This window comes from Elusimicrobiota bacterium (assembly GCA_016788905.1).
In the GTDB taxonomy this organism is placed as follows: domain Bacteria; phylum Elusimicrobiota; class Elusimicrobia; order FEN-1173; family FEN-1173; genus JADKHR01.
Genome location: JAEURZ010000010.1, coordinates 67,091 through 90,644 on the forward strand (window position 1 = coordinate 67,091; position 23,554 = coordinate 90,644).

Annotated in this window: 19 protein-coding genes and 1 tRNA gene; 2 read left to right on the forward strand and 18 right to left on the reverse strand. The window is 55.3% G+C overall.

Going from position 1 to position 23,554, the window contains the following annotated elements:
* The 3 genes from JNK54_05875 to JNK54_05885 all read right to left on the reverse strand — a co-directional run bounded on the left by JNK54_05875 (position 1) and on the right by JNK54_05885 (position 3,006).
* Positions 1–1,221, reverse strand: coding sequence for an efflux RND transporter periplasmic adaptor subunit (locus JNK54_05875; protein ID MBL8023795.1), 1,221 nt, complete (start codon positions 1,219–1,221; stop codon positions 1–3).
* Positions 1,221–2,507, reverse strand: a complete 1,287-nt coding sequence (locus tag JNK54_05880) for a TolC family protein (protein MBL8023796.1) — start codon at positions 2,505–2,507, stop codon at positions 1,221–1,223. Before JNK54_05880 ends, JNK54_05875 begins: the two co-directional genes overlap by 1 nt.
* Before the next feature lie 97 nt (positions 2,508–2,604).
* Positions 2,605–3,006 carry a hypothetical protein gene (locus JNK54_05885; GenBank protein MBL8023797.1) on the reverse strand — a complete coding sequence of 134 codons (402 nt, stop codon included), beginning with the start codon at positions 3,004–3,006 and terminating at the stop codon, positions 2,605–2,607.
* Positions 3,007–3,123: 117 nt separating this feature from the next.
* On the opposite strand from JNK54_05885, the gene JNK54_05890 reads away from it, so the two are divergent.
* A tRNA-Leu gene (locus JNK54_05890) sits at positions 3,124–3,208 on the forward strand.
* Between the two features lie 218 nt (positions 3,209–3,426).
* Here JNK54_05890 and ugpC read toward each other — a convergent pair.
* From ugpC to JNK54_05950, 12 genes are all read right to left on the reverse strand, one after another.
* Entirely contained in the window at positions 3,427–4,539 is a 1,113-nt protein-coding gene (gene ugpC / locus JNK54_05895) for a sn-glycerol-3-phosphate ABC transporter ATP-binding protein UgpC (protein ID MBL8023798.1), read from the reverse strand.
* A 3-nt stretch (positions 4,540–4,542) separates the two neighbouring features.
* Positions 4,543–5,892, reverse strand: coding sequence for a GGDEF domain-containing protein (locus JNK54_05900; GenBank protein ID MBL8023799.1), 1,350 nt, complete (start codon positions 5,890–5,892; stop codon positions 4,543–4,545).
* Positions 5,870–7,270: a GGDEF domain-containing protein gene (locus tag JNK54_05905; protein ID MBL8023800.1), complete on the reverse strand. Its 1,401-nt coding sequence runs from the start codon at positions 7,268–7,270 to the stop codon at positions 5,870–5,872. Before JNK54_05905 ends, JNK54_05900 begins: the two co-directional genes overlap by 23 nt.
* Before the next feature lie 317 nt (positions 7,271–7,587).
* On the reverse strand, positions 7,588–8,991 hold the full coding sequence (locus JNK54_05910; GenBank protein ID MBL8023801.1) for a phosphoglucomutase/phosphomannomutase family protein: 1,404 nt from the start codon (positions 8,989–8,991) through the stop codon (positions 7,588–7,590).
* Positions 8,992–8,996: 5 nt separating this feature from the next.
* The gene (locus JNK54_05915; GenBank protein ID MBL8023802.1) at positions 8,997–10,451 is read right to left on the reverse strand and encodes a transglycosylase SLT domain-containing protein; all 1,455 of its coding nucleotides are present in this window, start codon (positions 10,449–10,451) and stop codon (positions 8,997–8,999) included.
* Positions 10,451–11,701 (reverse strand): UDP-N-acetylglucosamine 1-carboxyvinyltransferase, encoded by a 1,251-nt coding sequence (gene murA, locus JNK54_05920; GenBank protein ID MBL8023803.1) that lies wholly within the window; start codon positions 11,699–11,701, stop codon positions 10,451–10,453. Before murA ends, JNK54_05915 begins: the two co-directional genes overlap by 1 nt.
* 5 nt (positions 11,702–11,706) lie before the next feature.
* The gene (prmC, locus tag JNK54_05925) at positions 11,707–12,567 is read right to left on the reverse strand and encodes a peptide chain release factor N(5)-glutamine methyltransferase (protein ID MBL8023804.1); all 861 of its coding nucleotides are present in this window, start codon (positions 12,565–12,567) and stop codon (positions 11,707–11,709) included.
* Positions 12,564–13,628 (reverse strand): peptide chain release factor 1, encoded by a 1,065-nt coding sequence (gene prfA / locus JNK54_05930; protein MBL8023805.1) that lies wholly within the window; start codon positions 13,626–13,628, stop codon positions 12,564–12,566. The genes prmC and prfA overlap by 4 nt, the downstream gene beginning before the upstream one ends.
* A gap of 58 nt (positions 13,629–13,686) precedes the next feature.
* Positions 13,687–14,058 (reverse strand): 50S ribosomal protein L31, encoded by a 372-nt coding sequence (rpmE, locus tag JNK54_05935; protein ID MBL8023806.1) that lies wholly within the window; start codon positions 14,056–14,058, stop codon positions 13,687–13,689.
* An 80-nt stretch (positions 14,059–14,138) separates the two neighbouring features.
* On the reverse strand, positions 14,139–15,086 hold the full coding sequence (locus tag JNK54_05940; GenBank protein ID MBL8023807.1) for a M23 family metallopeptidase: 948 nt from the start codon (positions 15,084–15,086) through the stop codon (positions 14,139–14,141).
* A gap of 41 nt (positions 15,087–15,127) precedes the next feature.
* Positions 15,128–16,495: a transcription termination factor Rho gene (rho, locus tag JNK54_05945; protein ID MBL8023808.1), complete on the reverse strand. Its 1,368-nt coding sequence runs from the start codon at positions 16,493–16,495 to the stop codon at positions 15,128–15,130.
* A 323-nt stretch (positions 16,496–16,818) separates the two neighbouring features.
* Positions 16,819–17,163, reverse strand: coding sequence for a cupin domain-containing protein (locus JNK54_05950; protein ID MBL8023809.1), 345 nt, complete (start codon positions 17,161–17,163; stop codon positions 16,819–16,821).
* A 113-nt stretch (positions 17,164–17,276) separates the two neighbouring features.
* Here JNK54_05950 and JNK54_05955 point away from each other — a divergent pair, with 113 nt between their 5' ends.
* Positions 17,277–17,819: a NifU family protein gene (locus tag JNK54_05955; protein MBL8023810.1), complete on the forward strand. Its 543-nt coding sequence runs from the start codon at positions 17,277–17,279 to the stop codon at positions 17,817–17,819.
* 30 nt (positions 17,820–17,849) lie between these two features.
* Here JNK54_05955 and ndk read toward each other — a convergent pair whose 3' ends face one another.
* The 3 genes from ndk to JNK54_05970 are packed head-to-tail and all read right to left on the reverse strand — an operon-like array spanning position 17,850 to position 23,550.
* On the reverse strand, positions 17,850–18,323 hold the full coding sequence (gene ndk / locus JNK54_05960; GenBank protein MBL8023811.1) for a nucleoside-diphosphate kinase: 474 nt from the start codon (positions 18,321–18,323) through the stop codon (positions 17,850–17,852).
* The gene (locus tag JNK54_05965; GenBank protein ID MBL8023812.1) at positions 18,320–19,402 is read right to left on the reverse strand and encodes an isocitrate/isopropylmalate dehydrogenase family protein; all 1,083 of its coding nucleotides are present in this window, start codon (positions 19,400–19,402) and stop codon (positions 18,320–18,322) included. Before JNK54_05965 ends, ndk begins: the two co-directional genes overlap by 4 nt.
* Positions 19,403–19,440: 38 nt before the next feature.
* Positions 19,441–23,550, reverse strand: coding sequence for a hypothetical protein (locus JNK54_05970; protein ID MBL8023813.1), 4,110 nt, complete (start codon positions 23,548–23,550; stop codon positions 19,441–19,443).
* Positions 23,551–23,554 lie beyond the last annotated feature (4 nt).

Sequence of the window (23,554 nt, forward strand, 5' to 3'; positions counted from 1 at the left end):
TCAATGGGAAGGACCGCTGGACAAAGACAAGGCGGATTTTATTTTTGATTCCGAATCGATGAGGAAATTGGCCGAGGTCACCACCGCTTCCCCTTCCTCTATCCCCGATAGAATTTCCACGGCATCTTTCCCCTCTTGGCCTACCACGACTTCCCGCGGTTCAAATCGGCCGGGCCCGGTTTGCACAAAAACAATACTGCGGGTTCCCGTGCGCATCACCGCTTCTTCCGGGACCGTCAAACGTTGGCCTAAGGGTATCGGAATCTTGACGTCCACATACATTTCCGGTTTCAATAACCCGGCCGAGGGGACTTCGCCCCGAGCCCGCAAGGTTCGCGTTTCACGGTTTAGAATTGTGTCCACCGCCACGATCTTTCCGTGAAACGTTCGCCCCGGGAAAGCCACGCTCGTGATTTCCATTTCCTGGCCGCTTTTCACCAAACCCGATTCATATTCAAATACGTCCGCGTAAACCCAAACAGAGCCCCCCTCCGTGGCGAGCAGCAAGTTCGTTGGGTCCCGCTTGGCCCGGCCCAGACGATCGATCTGTGAATCCGACAAACCCATTTGACGCAGTCTCAAGACAGAAGCGGAAATCAATCCATCTGTCCTTTCCCGCACCTCCGCCCAGGGACTTTTTTGAACGTTCACCTTGGATTTCAAGGCTTCCCGGTATTCCACCACCGCGCTGTAGAGGTCCGGATCGTAAGCAATTCGACCACTGGCCCGAATCACTTTTGATATTTTCCGGCGCACCACTGCGGACGTTTTCACCCCAATCAACTGTTCCCGTTCCGCTGGAAACCGAATGGGGGCGAGGCCAGGGACAGTCGATTCCCGCATTTCCGCCGCATCCTCTTCATAAACAGGGACGTAATCCATCCCCATGCCGTCCTGCATGGGAACGGGTGAGGTGATACGGGGATCCATGGGGTTCCTGTAATAAAGAAGTCTTTTCTCTTGAACACCGGTCGGGTTCCCAGGAATCGAAGCCGCGTGATTTTCCTCCGATTCGATGGGGACCAAACGCATCCCGCAAATCGGACAGTCCCCGGCCCGTTCCGAAACATAGGTGGGATGCATCGGGCAATGGTATTTCGCGGCGTGGGAAGATCCCGCCGTGTTTGTTCCTTTTTCGGTACCTCGCCCACAGGCCGTAAAAAATACCGCCCCCCCCAACAAAAGGATTCCCGAAAGCGAAATCAAAATGTGCTTTTTCATCATCTTGCCTCCTTCGTCACCACACGAACGCCGACCACACGCTCCAGTTCGGCCTTAAACTGTTCGAATTGGGCTAAATGCTCGTAATGTTCTAAACGAAATTGAAGAAGCGACCGAACCGCGTCCAACAGTTCCAAGAAACCCATTCGATCGGCGCGGTAAGAGGCTTCCGTGATCTTTAAGGCATGCTCGGCCTGGGGCAGCACACTCGTTTGGTACAAATCCACCAGTCGTTGAGCGGTCTGAGCTTTCACCAAAAAAGATTTCACATCAAACAGTGTCTGGTTTTTGAGAGTCTGATATTCAGCCTGTGCCATGTCTCGTTCGGCGCGAGCCTCCCGCACCAGGGCCCCTTGCTTCCAAAACCATAGGGGAACCGTGACCCCCACCATGGCGTCGTGACTGTCGGTTCCGTTCACTCTATTTCGTTGCCGGTATTGGAGCATCAGGTCAGGCAGGTAATCCGATCGACTCAAAGTCACTTGGGTACGGCTTTTGTCGACGATAAAAGCCGCCTCCCGTAAGTCCGGCCGGGCTATTACCGCCTCAGCCTCCAGTTCGGACAGGGAAACCGCGAGGGGCCTCGGATCCGGATCAATGGGTCTTCCCAAAAGGGATCCGGGGGGGCGGTTCAGTAATGTATTCAATAGGGCTTCGTTGATTTCTTTTTCCTGTTGAAGTGTGACCAGTTCATTCAACATTTTGGATAGTTCGACCTGGGCTTTAAGCGCGTCAATCTGAGACGCTTTCCCCGCCGCGTATTTGGCTTCGGCCACCTTTGAAAACTGTCCCATTAAATTCACGTATTCTTTAAAGATCTCGATGGCGTGGTGAGAGAGAAACAGCCGAGCGTAGGCTTGCTTGGCCCGGGAAAGGACATCGTGTTCCTTCGAATGAAAGGCCGACTCCGCCGCCTTGGCCTCCTGGCGAGCCCGCTGGCCCATGAAGTAGAGTGTCGTGGGGAAGGGGAGTTCCTGGGAAATCACCAGATTTCTTTCGCCCGCGTCGGTCCACACATGGTCGCCCCGCGGCGCGTCCATCCGTTCAAAATCCACCCGGGGCTTCGTCGGCGTGGCCGCCTGGGAAACCCGGGCGGCAAAAGCCCGCCAGCGTTCGCGCGCGGCCTTAATCTCCGGATTGTCCCTTTGAACCACGACCAGAACATGCTCCAAACTCAAGGGGGAGGAAGAAAGCCCAACCTCCCCCTCGGTTCCCCTAACCGATGAAGGACCGACGACCGAAAAACTGAACAGGGCAAAAAGTGTGATTCGAACAGAATATTTCATGGATATCCCCTCTCATAAACAAACAAGTTCCGCCCTCGCTTGCGCGAGGCGGGTCGGAATGAGACGGGAAGGGAATGGTAAAAGAGTTCCCGCCCGCCTAAGCGAGGGGAGGACCGCGAGGAGAAGCGTTGAGAGAGAAACGACCCGGAGGCCCCGGCGGGGCCTGAGCTTCAAAAACAGTGCGATTGGAAAGAGGTGGGGAAACGTCAAGAGAAGAGCGAACCGGCAAACTCACAACACCCGAAAGTTCTGGTCCGGGCACGAGAACCGCGGACAGGGCCCCCCGGGTAAAGTCAGGGACAAGACAACAGACCATCGTTTCGCAAGGCGTCCCCTCGTCCGCGGTGTTCCCCGGCATGGCGCGGTGACAATCGGGTACACCCGCCGTCTCGACGGGATCGCGCACCACCCGATCGTGAGCGTTCGGGCAAACCTTTCCCGGCAACGCAAATACACCGAACAGGAAAAACCCGAGTAAAAACATTACACCCTTCTTCATATTTAGATTGTGACTCCGATTTGGATTTCCCGCAAGGGGAATATTTTTAGAAAAACCCATCCGCCCCACACTGGACGTTGACGACCCCGTCGATAAAGAGCCATAATGTCATCCCAAGCCGGGGTGGCGAAATGGCAGACGCGTGAGACTCAAAATCTCAAGTCGCTTAGGCGGCGTGGGGGTTCAAGTCCCCCCTCCGGCAAATTTGATCTTTTTTCCTTCCTGACAAAGGAGGGGTGACTTGAACGCCCGGTCACGCCGACCTAGATGGGAGGAAAAGGGCCCACCTTGTGGGCCCGTCAGTGATCGGGCAGGCCTGGAGGGTTCGCGGCGGGGGTAGGAAAGCCGCGAATCCGGAAGGCAAGTCCCCCCTCCGGCAAATTTGATTTTCTTTCCTTCCCCGCACACCGGCACGTCCCTCTACGCTTCCAAAGACAACCGCTCTTTCCCATCCTTTGAAAAAAGGTTTATTTTTTCCAGGTCAAAGATTAATTCCATGGGCTGGTTCATTTCCAAAGGATTGTCCGGACGAACGCGTGCGATAAACCGAGTTCCCCCGGCTTCCAAATGAACATGGGTTTCGGCGCCCACCGGTTCAATCAGTTGCACCATGGCGATGACGGTGTTCCCTTCCGTGACGGCGCCCGTTTGAAAAAGTCGGTCGTGAATATCTTCCGGGCGAACCCCCAGGAGCAACTCCACCCCATCCTTTAAAAACCCCACCCGTTGATAACGGGGCGGGAGTTTCAATTGAAAGTGCCCTTGGTCCAACCACACACTGTCCCCCCGATCCAACACCGTGACGTTGAAGAAATTCATGGGAGGACTGCCAATAAATTCCGCCACAAATCGATTTTTTGGTCGCCGGTAGAGATCGATGGGTTTGCCCACCTGTTGAACCGCCCCGTCTTTTAAAACAGCGATCCGGTCCCCCAAGGTCATGGCCTCCACTTGGTCGTGGGTCACATACACCATGGTGGTCTGGAGCCGTTGATGAAGACGAAGCAATTCCCCCCGGGTTTCTCCTCGCATTTTCGCGTCGAGATTCGAAAAAGGTTCATCGAAAAGAAACACCTTCGGTTTTCTTACGATGGCCCGCCCCACGGCCACCCGCTGACGTTGCCCCCCTGAGATTTCGTTGGGCTTCCGATGCAAGAGCGGGAGTAAATCCAATACTTCCGCCGCTTGACGCACCCGAGACTGGATTTCCTCATCCGAATAACCCCGAATGCGCAAACCGAACGACATGTTCTCCATCACCGTCATATGGGGGTAGAGCGCGTAGTTCTGAAACACCATGGAAATATTTCTTGATTTGGGGAGGTCGTGGTTCACAACCCTCTTGTCGATCAGAATTTTCCCATCGGACACATCTTCCAACCCCGCGATCAGACGAAGGAGACTCGTTTTTCCACATCCGGAGGGGCCCACCAGAACGAAAAGTTCCCGATCCTCCACGTCAAGCGAGACGTTTTGGACAGCGGGGATCAATCCATACCACTTCGAAACGTTTTGCAGAGACAATCGCGCCATGAATTATTTTTTCCCTTGGACAGCCGTCGTTCCTGGAGCCTGCCAAAACATCACACGGTCACGACCCGCACGTTTCGCCTGATACAAGGCATGATCTGCCTGGGCCATCAATTCCGAGACCGGCGGACGTTCGGGTAAATACGCGCTGACACCCACGCTTATTGTAAAAGGAAGGACAGTCTCTCGATCCCATGGGGGATTTTCAGAGAAAAACTGTCGCAGTCGTTCAAACCAGGCAACCACCTCTTGGGAGGAGTCCATTTCAAAGATTAAAGCAAACTCGTCGCCCCCAAAACGGCCCAAGGTAATCCCCGGATGTGCCAATTTTCGGACGCCGTTCGCCAAAGAGACCAAAATCTTGTCTCCCGTCAAATGACCCCATCGATCGTTCATTGATTTAAAACTGTCTATGTCCAGTAAAGCAAAAAAGAGGGGCGTGTTGTAGCGGTGCGACTTTCGCAACCCATCTTCCAAGCGCTCCATCAAACTCCGGCGCAGAAACGCCCCCGTCAGAGCGTCAAACCGGCTCCGTTCGGTCATCAGATCATAGAGATCGGCCCGGCGAAGGCCAATGGACACCAATTTTCTTTCGATATTGTAGCCGTCCAGACTTTCTTCCAGGTGAACGGGATCCACTTCCAGTAGGCCCAAAGCCAATATATCTTTATCCCACGTGAAAGGGATCAGAAGACAGGTCGATCCAAAAGGCTGACCCGGCAAACTCAATTGCCGGCTGGGGGCGGAATAGCGACGGATGTTCCGGGATCGAGCCAGGGAAGGGTGGGACGCCAAGACGCGAACCCAGTCTTGAACGTTAAAATGGCCATCGGTAAACGAAGTCCCCCAGTTCCCATTCAATTGACGTCGCAAAATCAAACATCCTTTCACACCGGGCCGCTTCTTCCACATATGACCCAACGTCTGAAGAATTTCCCCGGCCTCAAGTTTCGTCGCCATGACTTGGACGAGCGCAAACCGATTTTGTAATCGTTCCAATCGATCCTGACACTCTCCCTTTTCTTTTAATACCGTTTCATGAACACGCAACACCTTCGCTTTCTGCTCCAGGAGAGTTGATTGTCGACGGTTAAATTCTCGGGAAAGAGCCCTTTGCGCGCGGCGAAAGAAAACAGGGACCAGGATGGCTGCCCCGTAAACACCCCAGTGAAAAACCAAATCGACGCCGCCACGGGACTGCGTGGCGGCGTGCGCCAGGGCCAGGCCCGCTAACAGGACAGCGGTGAGATAGCATTTGCCATTCTGAATAAGGAGGCATCCCCACAAAACCGGGACCACTCCCCAGAACAATAAGGCGTGAGCCAGACTGATGTCAAACCGAATAGGCTCGAACACGATTGCGTCCACCCCTTTTGGCGGCGTAGAGGGCTTCGTCGGAGCGACGGATCATTTCTTCCTCGTTGGTCACGTCGTTGGATAAGGTGGCCACCCCCGCGGAGAGGGTGACTTTGATGCTTTTTTGTCCCCACCGGAACGGGGTCGCCGCAATGGTTTTGACCAATCGCTGCGTAAATCGAAGGGCATCGGCACCACGCGTGGAAGGCATGATCACCACAAATTCCTCTCCGCCGTAACGGGCCACAAAATCGGTTTCCCGTGCCTGGGCCATCACCAGCCGGGACAACCACCGCAACACCTCATCCCCGATGTGATGCCCGTGGGCGTCGTTCACTTTTTTAAAATGATCGATGTCCAGGATCACCAGGGAAAAAGGGCGTCCGTTGTGGCGTGCCTTTCGAAATTCCTCCAACAATCGCTCATTAAAATAACCGCGCGTAAAGACACCGGTTAACTCATCTGAAATGGCCAGAGCTTCTGTCTGACTGAATCGCTCTGTGTTCCCCAACGCCAATGAAATCAAGTCGGATCCAATGGAAGCCAGGCGAAGGTCATGAATATGAAAAGGGTGGCGGGGCTGCTTGGATTCCATAGAGATCCATCCCAGAAAACTTTCCCGCCCTTTCACAGGAAGGCAAATAAAAAGGCCGGGTTCCCAGGTGGGGACTGTTGACGTTCGGGAAGAGAGAAGGCGTGGTTGTCCCCATTGAAGCACCTTCATTCCCCATTCATCGGTGGGATCGGGGACATCCGGTTTAGGAAAAAGATGGAGCCCCACACGCGCTTTAGGAAACATGGCCCCCAAACCGGCCTGCACACGTTGAAGCAGCTCGTCCCGATGGTAAGGTCCCACCAAATCATCGGTAAAGAGCTGCAGGCGGTCAAACGCATTGATTCGGGCGTGACTGTCCTCAATAACCGTTTTCGCGTTTTCCACATTGGATTGGAGTCGTGACAAATCCAGTTCGAGTCCATCCCATTCTTCTTGGAATCGGTTCCAAGTGACTTCCCGCTGACGGTCAAACGCCCCGAGAACCCAGAAAACGACCCACACCAAGAGTCCATGCATGGGGTAAAGAACGCGGGCCCACGGAGTTAAAGAAAAAAAGAATCCCCCCAGAGCCACCGAACTGGCCAAGAGCGCTCCGCCAAAAGCCCAACCCAAGCCCCCCCCCAAATAGAGAAAAAACTCCAGCGCGAGGAATAGAGGAAACAATTCAGTGGCGGCGTAGGGACCTTTGATCATGGCCCAAAGAATGGCCCCGCCAAAAAGAGGAAGCCCCACCGGGCCCATCAGGAGGGAAACCAACTGAACCCGAGACGATCGTGCCCCCGGGAAAAAAAACAACAGGGGTTGTGGTTCCGTTAAGGACATGCGGCAGCCTCTGACTCCAAAAAAATTTCACACAAGGGGACTCTCCTCAACAACAAAAGAGCGCGGCCCTCCAGTGAATGCGGAGGGCTGGGGAACCCTGCTCTTAGGAATACACCGTTCCCCGGACAGCTTTCGTGCCGTATTAGTATAAGCCAATAGGAAAATAATTCAAGGGATTTTTTGAGCGAACTTAGAAAATAGGTATTACTTACAGCGGGACATAAAAAAGATGGGGCAATCTTCCCTCCTGACCAGCCCACAGGGCTGATCAGGAGGGAACGGTCGCATGGGCCCTCAGCGGCTAACGAGCACAAAAACTACGGTGTTCCGATTTTAGTACCCGCCCATTCCTGGGCCTTGCGGAGAAGTTGGGCGGTGGTCACCGGGTCCGGAGTCTCCGCGTAGGTCCGAAGCAGGGGTTCTGTCCCGCTGGGCCGCAGTAACAACCAGGACCCATCCTCAAGGATAATTTTCAAACCATCTCCGCTTTTCTTTTGGCGGACAACTTTCCCAGTCAGTTTTTCCGGGACCCGTTGGGCCACGGCTTTTTCCCAGGCGGCCCGATCGGGAATGGGGGTCCGAAGGGGAAGATCCACCCGCTGGTAATCCGAAACACCAAACTCCTTGTACATTTCTTGTCGTAGGACCGATAAGGGTTTCCCTTCAGCCAATACCAATTCCATCAGCAGTAGCCCCGAAAGAATTCCGTCCCGCTCTAACCCCCACACACCGACCCCATAGCCCCCGGATTCTTCCCCCCCCAACAATGTTTTACATCGAGCCATTTCATCCGCCACATGCTTATACCCCACGGGCACGTGGGTCACAGGAACCCCCCACGTTTTCGCCATCCGTTCCGAAAGATACCCCATTGAAGTGGCCTGAACCAGTGGTCCCTTCAGCCGACGGTTTTGAACCAAATGTCTAAAAAGAAGCGGAAAGACCGTGTGGGGAGGAAGATAGGCTCCCGTGTCATCGATCACACCCAATCGATCGGCGTCGCCATCCACACCCACCCCGATAACGGCTTTGGTGCGTCGAACAGCCTCCACCAAGGGCGCCAAATGGGGTTCAATCGGTTCCGGGGGAATCCCACCGAAAAGAGGGTCCCGTTGTCCACGAACGATTTCTCCCTTGAGTTTCAGATGGCGAAAGATTTCCTCCCAAACGGGTCCACCCGATCCATGCATGGCGTCCACGGCAAGAGGTGTCTTTTTTTCCCGCCACCACTTGAGTTCCAAGCGGGACAGAAGAGCTTTCACATACCCCTCGTTGGGCGAAAATGAATCCACTTTGGCCCCAAGGTTTGACGGAGGGATCTCCGCTTCAATCATCCCTTCCACCTGGGCCGTGAAGGTGGGATCGGCGGAACGACCCGGGGGAACTTTTATTTTAAATCCGTTATAGGAGGGCGGGTTGTGGCTCGCGGTGATCATAACCCCCGCCGCCGCGGAGAGGCGTTTAAGGGAAAAGGATAACGCCGGGCTCGTGGTGGCTTCTTTCACCACCCACACGCGATGGCCGTGGGCGGCCAAAACCCCGGCCGCTTCGCGAGCAAATTCTTCCGAAAGAAATCGGAAATCGAATCCTACCGCAACAGTCGAACGGGGCTTGAGAACCCGCGCCAACGCCAAAGACACTCGCCGAACATTCTGAAAGGTGAAATCATGAGCGATCTCCCCTCTCCACCCATCTGTTCCAAACACAAGCGGGTTCTCCATATGGATTACTCTCCTTTAAATCCTCGACCCGGCCGGATCACCAGGGTTTGCCCCGGGCGAAGACGGTTGGGATTAGGAATCTTGTTTTCACGCTGAATGGCCGACGCGGTGGTTCGATAACGTTTCGCGATCCGGCCCAAAAAATCTCCGCGCTGAACCTTGTAGCGCACAAACCCAGGGGAGGGGGTCCAATCTTTTACTTGAGCCAAGGCGGCCCTAAACTTCTTTTCCGTCCCCGCCGGAATTCGCAGTTTAAAGTTTGGTTCATTGTTCGGCGTCACCCATAAGCGAACCGAGGGGTTTAGTTCTCGTATCACACTTTCGGAAACACCTGCACAAGCCGCAGCCACTTTCAAATCCAGGGGACGTTCCAACAGAACCACATCGGGCGGGGGAAGGCGCGTGGGACGAGGCGGCCGAAGGCCATACTTCTCCGCGTTATCCCCGATAAGAACAAGGGCCATCAATTTGGGAACGTATTGTTCCGTTTCCCGGGGGATGCCTTGGCGTTTTGATAATAAAGAAAAATCTGTGGAGCGAGTAAATTCCAGATCCCGCTGAATTCCATACATTCCCCGGTTGTAGGCCGCCAACGCCAAATGCCAATCGTCAAACCAGTCGTACAAGCTTTTCAACGTCCGAAGCGCGGCCCGGGTGGATTTTTCTGGGTCACGCCGTTCGTCCACCCAATAGTTTATTTTAAGTCCCGCGTATTTCGCGGTCCCACTCATGAACTGCCACATGCCCACCGCCCCCGCCCGGGAAACAGCGAAAGGGAGGTATTCGCTTTCCACAACAGGAAGATAGATCAACGATCGGGGCATTTTTTCTTCCGTGATGGCCTGCGAAATAAAATCATGGTAAAGTCCCATCCGATCGAAAGCCGCCTGGGTCCGATCACGCAAGCGACCGGTGTAAAGCGCCACATACTTCTCCACCAAGGGATCTTCAGGGTCGATGGTCATGGCGTAGGTTCGCGTGGACACGATCGGAGACAATTCGACAGAAGAATCCGCTTCGGAAACCATCGATTGAACCTCCTCCCCATCGGAGAGGAAATCCCCAGAGGGGAGAAGGGAATCTCCCCCAGCGGGAAACAACAGACTGGCAATTTCAGGACGAAGAGAAACGAGCGTCTCATCGTCTACGCCACCCGAAATAAGTTTCAACACCTTGCCATATTTTTTACGGGCCAAGCGGGTCTTCCCGGCCGATTCGGCCTCAATCCCTTCTTCGAACAACCGCTCCGCCCGAACACGCCACACCGGTTTCTCCCCCGTGGTGGCCGGTCCAGGAGATACACCGACGTCTCCCTCACCGGATTCCGCAGAGAGGGACACCATCGGGGCGGAAAGCCCCTCGGCCGGATCTTGGGCACGAAGGGAAAACCCATTTCCCCAAGAAATCATTGAGACCAGAACGCCTCCCAAGAGGAGAGACCCTGTTTTGTATTTTTCCATTATTGAGGGACCCGCCGAATGTCCGCGCCTAAGGCGCGAAGTTTACATTCAAGTTTTTCGTATCCCCGATCCAAATGATACACCCGGAGAATCTTGGTCGTTCCTCGGGCCACCAGACCCGCCAAAACCAACGCCGCACCCGCCCGCAAATCCGACACCATCAAGGGACACCCGGAAAGGCGGGCCACGCCTTCCACCTGAGCGCGGTGGCCCCGGGTTTCGATTCGCGCGCTCATTCGCAAGAGTTCCTGCGCGTGAAGAAACCGGTTTTCAAAAATGTCTTCTTCAATCACGCTTCGCCCGGCCGTCACGGCCATGAGCGCCATCCATTGGGCCTGCATGTCGGTCGGGAACCCGGGGTAAACCCGGGTTTTAACCGAAACAGGTTTGAGCGGTCGCACCCAAACCGCCTCCACCGTTCCATCCCCCACGGTCAAACGGAGGCCCGTCCGGCGTAGGGCGTCCAGCACCGTCTTCAAATGGGCCGGCTCCACCTCCGTCAAGAGAATCTTCCCCCGCGTCATGGCGGCGGCCACAAGAAAAGTCCCCGCCTCGATCCGATCGGGAATCACCCGGTGGTGCGCCCCGTGAAGAACACGCACCCCCTCCACCACCACGCGGTTCGATCCCGCTCCTGTTATCTTCGCTCCCATGGAGGACAAGAGGTTCGCGAGGTCCACAATCTCGGGTTCACGCGCGGCGTTTTCAATCACCGTTCGCCCCGTGGCGAGGGACGCCGCCATGAGAACGTTCTCGGTGGCCCCCACACTGGCCATGGGAAATTTGATCCGTCCCCCTTTTAAGCGGCCCACCGCGGAAATGTATCCTTCGTGAACCGAAATACGAGCGCCCATTCGTTCAAAAGCTTTGAGATGAAAATTAATCGGACGGGCCCCAATGGCGCAACCGCCAGGAAGAGAGACATCGGCTTTCCCCAACCGAGCCAACAGAGGCCCCATCACCACGGCGCTGGCCCTCATCCGCCGGACCAAATCGTAAGGCGCTTGGGCACGAAGCGCGCCACGCTTGTGAACCGTCACCCGCCCGGATCGAAAGACCACTTTTTTCCCCAACCGTTCCAACAATCGCACCGCGGTCTGAATATCCTGGAGATCGGGCACGTTGTCCAACACACATTCTTCGTCCGTCAAAAGGGTTGCGAATAAACAGGGAAGGGCCGCGTTTTTTGACCCCGAGATACGGACGCTCCCGGCGAGCCGCCGCCCCCCTTTGATGACAAAGGCATCCAATCGAATCATCGCTCGCCCCTCACAAAACGGTCTTTCCCGGCAAAATCTTGAAAGATGGCCACATTTGAAAAACCTGTCCCGCTCAGAAGGCGGGCCACCACAGCCGCTTGGCCGATGCCCACTTCCAGATAAAGACGCCCCCCAGGCCGTAACGCCCGAACCGATTGTGGAACCAACCGCCGAATTAATGTCAAACCGTCGGGGCCTCCGTCCAAGGCCAACCGAGGTTCTTTTCGAACTTCAGGAGATAAATCCTCCAAATCCGGCGTCGGGATATAGGGCAAATTGGCAACGATCCGGTCCACGGGTGTATCAGCGATGCCCTCCAAGAGATCGGATCGTCGGAATTCAATCTTCGCTTCCAACCCATACCGACGGGCGTTCCAACGCGCCACCGCTAACGCCGCCGGGGAAAGATCGAGGGCGGTCACACGAACCTCGGGCCAATACCGGGCCATGGCCAAAGCCAACCCGCCGGAACCGGTTCCCACATCGACAACGGAACGGGGAGCCTCCCCGGTTTCCCGGACAAGGTCAAAAAGCTCCTCCGTTTCCGGCCGAGGAATCAACACATCCCTTGTGAGCGTTAACGTAAAATCAAGGAAATCCCACTCCCCCAAGAGATAGGCAAGAGGGAAACCCGAACACCGGCGGAGGAGAAGGGAACTCAATAAGAGTTGAGCCGAGGGTTCCCACCTCCGGTCTCTTTCCCACTCAATGCTTTTTGGGGAAAGACCCAAGGCACGGGCCACCATTTCTTTTCCTTCCATCGCGGCGTTGGAAACCCCCGCTTGTTCCAGCGTTTCTTGGGCGACCGCCAAAGCCTCGGCCACACCAACAGGGAGAGTCCGAGTCCCCGTGATCACGCCTGGGCCTGGGCGAGCCGATCCGATTTTTCAGCGGCCGCGAGAGCCGCGTGAATCGCGTTCATGTTCCCTTCCAAAATCCCGGGCAAGTTGTGAAAGTTTTGGTTGATTCGATGATCCGTCACACGGTCTTGGGGAAAATTGTACGTGCGGATTTTCTCGGTACGTTCCCCGGTCCCCACTTGACTCCGACGAAGATCCCGACGTTCGTTGTCCAATCGATCTTGAGCCGCTTGTTGAATTTTAGCCCGCAACATGGAAAACGCCCGGGCCCGGTTTTTGACTTGGCTCCGCTCTTCTTGGCACGCCACCACGATCCCGGTCGGAAGATGAGTCAATCGAATCGCCGATTCGGTTTTGTTCACGTGCTGGCCCCCGGCGCCGGACGCCCGGTACGTGTCAATGCGAAGGTCCGCGGGATTGATGGACACTTCCACTTCGTCGGCTTCCGGCAAAACCGCCACAGTGGCCGTTGAGGTGTGGATGCGGCCGGAAGCTTCCGTCGCCGGAACCCGCTGGACACGGTGCACCCCGCTCTCATGTTTAAAACGAAAGTAAGCGCCCAAGCCCTTCACGCTGAAAACAATTTCCTTAAACCCGCCCAAACCCGAGGGAGATGAGGTGTAGGGTTCCACCGTAAACCCGAGTTCAACACCGTAACGGGAGTACATTCGGAACAAATCCCCGGCAAAAAGAGCCGCCTCATCCCCACCTGTCCCTGCCCGAATTTCGATGATCACGTCCCGGTCGTCTCGCGGATCCTTGGGGATTAAAAACTCCTCCAGTTCCTGGGACAAACCATCCGACTGTTCCCGAAGAACTCGAACTTCTTCCTCCGCCAGGGCACGAAGATCTGGTTCTGATGAAACCAAGAGCCCTTCCGCTTGGAGAAGTTCGGCACGGGTTTGCCGAAGTTTTTGAACTTTGAGAACCGCGGGAGCCAACCGCTTGTATTCCCGCGCAAGCTCATGAAACTCCGACGTCCCTTGAAGAGACGGGTCCGCCAACCGATTCTGAACGAATTGGTGACGTGTTTCGATTTCTTCGAATTTAGGATTCATGGGAGCCTATAAAACGAACGCCCCCGTTGCCGGGGGCGTTCGAGAGGAAAGCGAAGCGCTAAGCTTTCGCGGGCGCTTTTTCAGTTTTGGCACCTCGGGCGGGTTTGTCCGTTTTGAGTTTGGTGCCAGGCTTAGGAGTGCTGGTCAACACCTTCGCGGCTTTTTTGGCCGCGGACTTGACCGGGGGTGCCGCTTTTCGAATAACGGGTTTGCGGGCTACCGTTTTTCCACCGGTCTCCGCAAAACGTTTTTCAAATCGTTCCACACGACCCGCGGTGTCCATCAGTTTTTGACGACCCGTGTAAAAGGGGTGACAATTTGAACAAATTTCCAGGCGGATTTCTTTCGCCGTTGATCCCGTCACCCAGGTGCTCCCGCAGGCGCAGGTCACTGGAACCTGTTGATACGTGGGGTGTATGCCTTCTTTCATATGAACCTCGCTTGAGCAATAAAAAACCGGATTGGGCGAGACGCCCATCCGGGGCCTCAGATTTTGATGACCATTCTACCTTAAAATAAGAACTTTTTGGGGTTCAACGCGTTCCCAAACCGATCTCGAACTTCAAAATGGAGGTGGGGCCCGGTCGCCAAACCGGAACTTCCCACGCGTCCGATGAAAGCCCCTTTGGCCACGCGCTGCCCGGGTTCCACATGGATAGAGGACAAATGGCCGTACCACGTCCGCAGGCCTCCTTCATGCTTAATAATGACCAGCCGCCCGAACGCTCCACGCCACCCCGCAAAAATCACGGTTCCATCCCGCGCGGCGCGAACGGGAGACCCCGCGGGGCGAGGCATATCGAGCCCCTGGTGAAACCGTCGAACCCGCAACACGGGATGGCGCCGATACCCATACCCCGATGAAATCATCCGTTGTCCCCGGGCCCAGGCCACCGGCATCAAGTAATCGGTGAAACGCAACCGGACCGTTGGCAAAAACAGGACGCGGCCCGCCTCCAACCATTCGGGGGAAGACAACGCGACGCCAGGAAGTCGATTGGCTTGGGCCAAACCGACAGGGGAAAGATTGTATTTCTTTGCGATTTCTTGGATGGATTCCGACCGGCCGCTCCGTTCACGAACCTGATAAAGCATCCCGCGCCCGTTGTGAACAACAAGCGTTTTACCGGGGACCAATTGGACAGAACTTAACCGATTGGTGCTTCGGATGTAATCCGGAGCCGAACCAAAAGTGGATGAAACAGAAAGCAAGGTGTCTTTGGGGCGAATGGCGTAACGCCCCACCACCACCCGATTAATTTTCCCTAACTCGTGAAACAGTTCCGGCGATGGTCCTGGGGCATCGCCCCCAACCGTCAGGAGGAGCGACTCCGAAAAACGTGGCATCCCCCCCCCGACACCGAATTGAAATGAGGCCCCCCCGACCGGGGCCAGCGTCCCCACCAGCACCGTCGCCAAGAGGATCACCAGGAACAAGAGATCTGTCGGCCTTTTCACACGATCCAGGATAAGCGGGATGGGACGAAATTTCAATGGGATTATTTTTTGCTGATACTGGAAACTTCCATGGCGCGCAGGAAATCCTTGTTGGACTTCGTGGCCGAAACCTTTTCGATCAACAGTTCCATGGCGTCCACAGGGGTCATGGTCGAAAGAACTTTGCGAAGGATCCACACTTTATTCAGTTCGTCCTGAGTCAACAACAATTCCTCTTTCCGCGTCCCCGACCGGTGCATATCGATCGCGGGGAATACCCGCCGGTCCGCCAGTTTCCGGTCCAAATAAACTTCCATATTTCCGGTCCCTTTGAACTCTTCAAAAATCACGTCGTCCATCCGGCTTCCCGTCTCCACCAGCGCCGTGGCCACGATGGTCAAACTGCCTCCCTCTTCGATGTTGCGGGCGGCACCGAAAAACCGTTTGGGCCGTTGAAGGGCGTTGGAATCCAAGCCGCCCGATAAAACACGCCCCGAAGAAGGCGTCACCGTGTTGTAGGCGCGCGCCAAGCGAGTGATCGAGTCCAGCAAGATAACCACGTCTTTCCCGCATTCGGTTTGGCGTTTGGCCTTTTCGATCACCATTTCGGCCACCTGCACATGCCGGTCCGCGGGCTCATCGAACGTGGAACTAATGACTTCTCCCTTCACCGATCGTTGCATATCGGTCACTTCTTCGGGCCGCTCATCGATCAACAACACGATGAGGTCGGCTTCCGGATGATTTTCAGAAATAGCGTTCGCTATTTTTTGAAGGAAGATTGTTTTCCCGGTTCGGGGGGCCGCCACGATCAAGCCGCGCTGCCCTTTACCGATCGGGGCCACCAAGTTCAAAACACGCGTGTTGATTTCATCTTTCTTCGTTTCCAGGTTCAATCGACTTTGAGGATAGAGCGGGGTTAAATTATCAAACAGATCCCGACGCATGGCTTTGTCCACCGGATCCCCGTTGATGGTGTGCACTTGGAGCAAAGCAAAGAAGCGTTCTTGATCTTTCGGTGGGCGGACTTGCCCCGCCACCGTGTCGCCCTTCCTCAGCGCGAACCGTTTGATTTGCGACGGACTGATGTAGATGTCATCCGGGCCTGACAGATAATTGTAATCGGGGCTTCGTAGAAAACCGAATCCGTCTTGCAAAATCTCCAACACCCCTTGCCGCACCAGTTCCCCGGATTCGCGAGCCTGCGCTTCCAACACCCGCGCAATAATTTCCTGGCGTCGCATTCCCGCAACGGAAACCTTCAGGTCCGAGGCCAACTTCATCAACTCCCCCATGGGAGCGCGGGACAACAGAGCCGCCTTTGAAATTTTCGCGTGCGTCGATGTTGCGCCATTCGCTACCGGAGGGGCGGGCGGCGTGGGTTGGGGTGCGGGGTTTGGAATGTGAGGCGGGTGGGGATGCTGGTCCATGGAGGACTCCTTCAGGGGATTAAACGCTTCTGAACGGAACAGGATTTCGCCCGGCGTTCCCGTTCAGGGATCGTTTGCCGATTTCGAAACAAATCAGAATGGGTCTTGAATGGACTCAAAGGGTTTTAGGCCGGCGTTCCGGAACGGTGATCCCAGCGCGTTCTTGAAAAAAAAGCACCGGGAAGTCCCCCCTCCATCCTCTTTTTAAACATCACATGGGGAGACGAACAAACACAAGAGCCCCGGAACGGAGCGGACGTCATTATACATGCACAACGCGCTCTGTCAAGAGAAAAATTTATTTTGTGCCACCTCAATCCATGTCAGGAGCGGATCATCATCAGAAGCATTTTAAACGGACGAACCGCCTTGACCGCGTGGGGAACGTTCGCGGGAAGAAGAATTATTTCTCCAGTTTTCACAGAAAGAGGCTTCCGGGAAATCGAAATTTCCGCGTCTCCATCAACGACATAAATCAGCGCGTTGAAGGGAGACGTGTGTTCGGTCAGTTCTTGCCCCTGGTCAAAAGCAAACAACGTGATGTTCCCTGTTTCCCGATGAATCACCCGGCGGCTCACGATTGAGCCCGACTGATACGCCACCAAACCACTCAACAGTTCCGGCTTCCCAACCAAATCTTCCAACACGCCCGACTCGGATTCGCTCATGACACCCTCCTTTATTGTGAAGCGGAACACCTGTGATGACGCCCCCCCGCCAGGAACATGGACGGCCGGGTTCCCCATTGGTATAATGAAGACTGATTTTCAAGGAGGAACCCATGGTTAAAGTGATCGAAGTTCAAGGCACACCCAATCCGGACGCCGTAAAGTTTATTACCGATGGAAGACTGGTCGAACGGGGCGCGAAATCCTTTGAAAACGCCACAGACGCCACGAACGACGATCTCGGCAAAGCCCTTTTCGCTTCCGGCCCCGTCGCCTCGGTGTTCGTTTTGGACCGTTTCGTCACCGTCACGAAGTTTCCCAACGTCGGATGGACCGAATTAGAACCCAAACTCCGAGCCGCCATCGAACTCCACGGAAAAGCCGTTGAAGTGGTCGCCCCTCCTCCGGTCAACGATCCCACCAACAATGACGAAATGCTTTCCAAAATAGAACAAATTATTGATGAAAACGTTCGTCCCGCGCTCGCGGGCGATGGGGGTGGCCTTGAAGTCTTGGCGTACCAAGATGGGGTCCTCTCGGTTCACTACCAGGGGGCCTGTGGCAGTTGCCCCAGCGCCTCGGCGGGGACTCTCCACGCCATCCAAAACCTTTTGCAACGAATGCTTGACCCAAAAATTCAAGTGGTTTCCGTCTGATCCTCAACCCCATCGACCCGAGCCTCCCGGTTAAGTCGGAACGGGAGGAGCGTATTCCGAGCCGGACCACCGGTTGGGATCGTAGGGCGCTAGTTCTTCAGGCGTAAAGAAGAAGGCAGTTTCCCGTTCCCCCGACGCTGGGGAATCCGAAGCGTGAACAAGGTTCCGACGGTTGTCTGTGCCCCATTGGGCACGAAACGTTCCTAAAGCGGCGTCTTTCGGGTTGGTGGAACCGATCAGCGCGCGAACCCGTGGAATCACGGCGTCCCCTTCCCACGCGGTCACCACCACTGGCCCCGACGTCATAAACTGAAGGAGGCCTGAGTAAAACGGTTTCCCTTTATGTTCCGCGTAAAATTCCCCCATTTTTTCAGCCGAGGGGCGAATCAGGCGGGCCGCCAACAGACGAAACCCCTCCCCTTCCAACCGATCCAAAATCTTCCCGACCACCGACTTGCCCACCCCATCCGGCTTAACGATCACACAGGACAATTCTCTTTTCACCGGGCACTCCTCATTTTTTTGATAATGGCGTCGCCCATCTCTTTCGTCCCCACCGCTGAGGGGTCATCGGGGCGTGGTTTCAAGTCGTAGGTCACATCCTTCCCTTCCGCAATCACAGAAGAAATCGCCGCTTCTAACTTTTCAGAGGCCTCTTTTTCCCCGATGTATTCCAACATCAGGACGGACGAAAGGAGCACCGCGGTCGGGTTCACTTTATTCAACCCTTTATACTTCGGGGCGGACCCATGCACCGCTTCAAAAAGAGCAATGCCTTTCCCCATATTCGCCCCCGGAGCAATCCCCAACCCACCGATGAGCCCCGCGCATAAATCCGAAAGGATATCCCCATACAGGTTGGGCAAAGCGATCACATCGTATAACTCCGGCTTTTGAACCAACTGCATGCACATGTTATCGATCAAGCGTTCCTCATAAACAATTTTTCCCTCATACCGTTTGGCCACTTCCCGGGCCACGTCAAAGAAAAGACCGTCCGTGAACTTCATGATATTCGCCTTTGTAACGGCGGTCACTTTTCGGCGCTTGTTTTTGACCGCGTAATCAAAAGCGTATTCCATGATTCGTTCGGATCCGGTACGGGAAATGGGTTTGATCGAAATCGCGGCGTCTGGAAAAATTTTTCCCTTAGCCCACCCGATAATTTCCAGGGCTTCTTTGGATTGGGCCGCGTATTCCACCCCCGCGTAGAGATCCTCGGTGTTCTCCCGAACCACCACCAGGTCAATGTTCTGAAATCGTGAGCGCACCCCCGCATACGACTTGCACGGCCGCAAACAGGCAAAGAGGTCCAACTCTTTGCGAAGGGCCACGTTGACAGACCGAAACCCCGTTCCAATCGGCGTCGTCAGGGGCCCTTTCAGGGCGATCTTGTTTTTGCGGATGGACGTCAACACGTTTTCCGGCAGGGGCGTCCCGTATTTTTCCACCACATCAGCGCCCGCCTCCACCACGTCCCAGGCGATTTTAACCCCTGTGGCTTCCAAAACCTTTTGAACCGTAGTGGAAATTTCAGGTCCCGTTCCATCCCCCGGGATCAAACTAATAGTGTATGTGGTCATGGGGCTCCTTCCTTCAAAGTTTTATCTATTGTAGCGAATTAGGCGTTCCGCTGGATAAACTCTTGGATTCGACGTTTGGCTATTTCAGCTTCCATCCACTGGGAAACCAGAACGCTGTTTTCGTAAAGAGCCCAGGCAAGAGATTCTTCCCCATCCAGACGAAAATCGTTCGCGTTTTGGGTAAAAACATCCACCCAGCCCGTTGAGGTCCATTGGGTCTTGACCCATTGGAGAACTCCGTTCAGACTGATGACACCCTCCGACCGGAATTTCCGAGCCTCCACCACTTCAAGAAACCCAGGGGCTTGAATGGCCCGAAAGGCGACGTCTTTTCCCGCAGCGTCCGGAAAATCCTTCTGAAGACGAGCCGCAAGGGAATCCGCAAAAGCCATCTCCGACTGCCCTTCATCGTCTCGAAGAACGAGGACAGAAAAAGGCACTGGATTTTCTCGGCTCACCCGTTCCAAAATGTTCTCCAAAAGAGCTCGCACGGCCGGCGAGGTCGAACTGTCCTCGGACAAGTGGACCACCAAAACCGCCGGCGCATCCGCTTTCTTCTGCGCAGCATCAATCCCTTGGGTTCTGGCGGCAAGAGAACCGCCCATCCGACGAACCCCGTGGTAGAAGTGGGTGACGTAAATCCTGAACATATCGTTGACCAACTTCTCCACCGCAGGGTCCCCAGCGGATCCCACGCGAACTCCGGTGGAAGAAAGAAAACTAAGGAGGGTTTTGGCCAGGGGGAAAAAACCATTTAACAGGTGTTTGTTGAAATCGGCTGGGGACAGATTCGCCGGATCCAAAGCCGCCCGTTCTCCTTGTTCAGCGGCCACAAACGTCAACCGATTTAAAACAAGTTTTTCCAAAGAAGTCACTCTCCCTTTCCGGCTCTCATCCCAAGGGAAAAAGTTACGCTTATCCTGAGAAGCCTTCACGAAATCTTCCAACAGAGTTAATCCCGCCACCTTCGCTCTTAAATGGTCCTCACACCTTCCTTCAGCCAATCGCGTGGCCTCCACGGGGGAATACCCACGTTTACGAAATGAAGCGGCCAAGAGATCGGGGTTCTCCAAAAGATCCGTTTGAGGGTCAGCCCCGGAAAGAAGAGGAGACAGTCCCACCTCACTGTTGACATTGGAGCCAAACCACGGTTCCCCTCCTTGCGTGAAGGCCCATTGTTTTTCAGGATCCCCATTCAGGAGATCGCCCGGGTTAATCCCGGTCGGAACCATCAATGGCACCACAGAATCCATGGCTAAAATCAAACGATTATCAATGTCCGCCATCTGGGATCGAAGATTGTATAGCAACAGATCCCGCCTATTCATCAGTTCATCCAAAGGACGAATGGCCCGTCTTTCCGCCAAAGAGGCGTCCATGCCGGTCATCCGAAATCCAATTTCCCTCATCATTCGTCCAAGAACCCGGTCAGGGATAGCCTCCGCCCGAGACAGGGCCGCCATTTGCAAGGACACGATAAAGGAGTTGGGGTCAGCGGTCTGAACCATTTGAAAAAGTGAATAAGTATCGGGGTTCTCAATCAACGCACGAGAATCGGAAACCCGAAACTGAACGGTCACGGGATTTTGACTTGAATTCGAAGACAGGGTTAATACGGATCCGGTGTTGGAAACCGTTAACCCGGTATAGGTCAGGTTCGAGATACCGCCAATCATTCGTTTTACCGAACCATCAATAATTTCTTCCCATGGATTCAGAAACGGGCGCAAATGCTGTTCCGCCAACCGGGAGAGCATGACCGCGCGCAACCCGGGGGCAGCGCCCAGGGCCAAATCCCGGGTCGCGCGATCTTCCCGTAAACGAACATAAAGGGTCCACTCTTTCCCCATTCGCGCCAACCAGGAGAAACCAGGAACAAGGGCCATCCAGCGGAGGGGCGTCATCAGGGCGACCGCCGTGCTCCGGGTGGCACGACCCAAATCGAAGGCCACCCGCGAACCTGTCGTGGCCATGGAGTCCCAAAGACGTGGGCCCCATTGGGACAGGGCCAACCATCCTTCCACCACCCGAACCCCAGCCACCCAATCGCGCACGATTCCCGAAGGACGAACGTCGACCACCAAAGACGGAGCTCGCAACGGTCCCTTCAGCGTGACGGCAACGGAAGCCACGAAATTTTTTGGAGATCCTGAATGTGGAACTCGCAAATCCTGCACATAAAAAGAAAGGTTCACCCGCTGTTGTCCTTCCCCATCCGGACTTAAGGGTTCGGCTTTCTCAAACCGCATCCCCAACCCCAAGGATCTGGCGGCCGTAGCGATTCGTTGAATTTCACGGCTCAACTGTCGAAAAAGAGGCCCCTCCTGGGGTAATCCGCTTTCAAGGACTGTCGCCGCTTGATCTCCCGCCACCGCCGTGACGAAAGCCGTGGCGTCCCGCGTTGCCCTTTGGCTCGCCACGGAGACAGGATCCGTTGCCGTCATGAGCTGGGCATGAAGTCCCGATTGATCCCCTTTGAAAATCCACTCAGCCGGGCCCTCCTGGGAACGAAAGGACCCGAGCGAGGAAGGAAAATCTTTCGTTGAAGAAATCCGTGGCGTGAGGGAAATATAGCCCAACCCTTTCGCCCGGGCGGCCAGGCGAATCCCTTCCGCGTGGTATCCCCCAGCCACCAACACCGCGGGAGCCTCCTCGGTCCAGGGACGAAGCAGGTTTTCAACGAGAGGAATGTTTCGTTTCTCCGCCCATTGATAAAAAGGTTCATGCCTTTCCAAGACAGACATCGGACTGGGCCAAAGCCCCGAGGGGTGCCCGAGAGAGCGATGGAGTGCCGCCATCCGTTGGGGCCACGACACCATAGCCTCTCGGCGGGAAACAAGTTTCTTGTAATCCTCCGAGGTCAAAACAAAACGGTTGAGTTTGTCCAGCAAACGGGCGTCCTCATCCAACCTGGCCAACGCCGCGAGCCGAGGGATCGAAAGATGCAATTCCATTTGCTGATCGAAAACAGCGTCCATTTCTTTCAGTAAATCCGATGGGTTGATTCCCTCCACCTCCGCCGCGTAATCCGCGTAGGCGTTTAACCCTGGGAAGTCCATCAGGTTCAATCCATGGGTGGCGCACATCTTTTTTAATAATTGGTGGAAGTGTGAATAGGGAACCCGACCGACCCGAGACGCCAATCCCACATCCATTAAATCGTCGACCTCACCCCGAGTCATTTCGGGAGCGAGTTGAGCCAAAAGACGTTTTTGGTCTTCCGCAACACGCGAAAGAACAAGGCCACCCTCTAACGATACGGCTTTCAAAAAAAGTCGGAGGTTCGGGCCCAATCGTTCCAATGGAATTCCTTCGGTCAGGTGGCCGGCGTAAAGAGCGAAACTTATTTTTCCCCCATCGTATTCCCCACGAAATCGGTCCAGTTTTCGGGGGATCGGCGGGTAGAACTTTTCTTTCAGATTCGCAATGTTCAACAAAATCTTTTGCATCACCGCGTCATCCCGAGACTGGCCCGAGAAGGTGCTCGTTAACGCCCGGATGTTTGATTCGTAGGGGAGGGGGTCCTCGGTCCCCCACAGGCGAACCGGATTTTCCGTGGTTAAACTGAAAAATTCGGAACCAGAAAGTGTTCCCGCTTTCAAAAAACGGTTGGCGGTCCGGCGAAGAACGGCAGGCGGGGCCAGCGACCTAAAATCGTTGGTTCGAAACGCGCCCGCGGCCCCTTCCAATCCCACCAAAAGCCCGTTCCGGTCTCCCAGGCCTGCGGCCAACTGTTCCAAAACAGCGGCGATGTTCCGCTGGGCTTCCTCCACTTCGTGGAGATCTTGGATATGAATCAGTACCCGTTGTTCCCCGGAAGAAGGGGGGTAAAACTCCCCCACGTCGGCGTAGAGGCCCACCGCCGAGCTCAACCAGGAAGGAAGTGCGTCGTGGGAATGAAGGGCTGAAGGCGGAAGGGAGGACACTTTTTCCATGGAGGGAAAGGCGGCGGCCAGCGGATCCCATCCCGTGGATGTCCTTGAGGCGTAAGGGGGGCCGGATCGGGTGGAACGGATCGCCTGCCGCCGCTCGGACCAAAGATCCCGTGCGGCGCGAAGGCTCGTGCCGTCTGAGACAAACAACGCCGCGGCTAAAAAAACGCGCGCAAACCGGTTACCCCAATAAAGAGGCCTTCTTCGTCTTTTCATACCC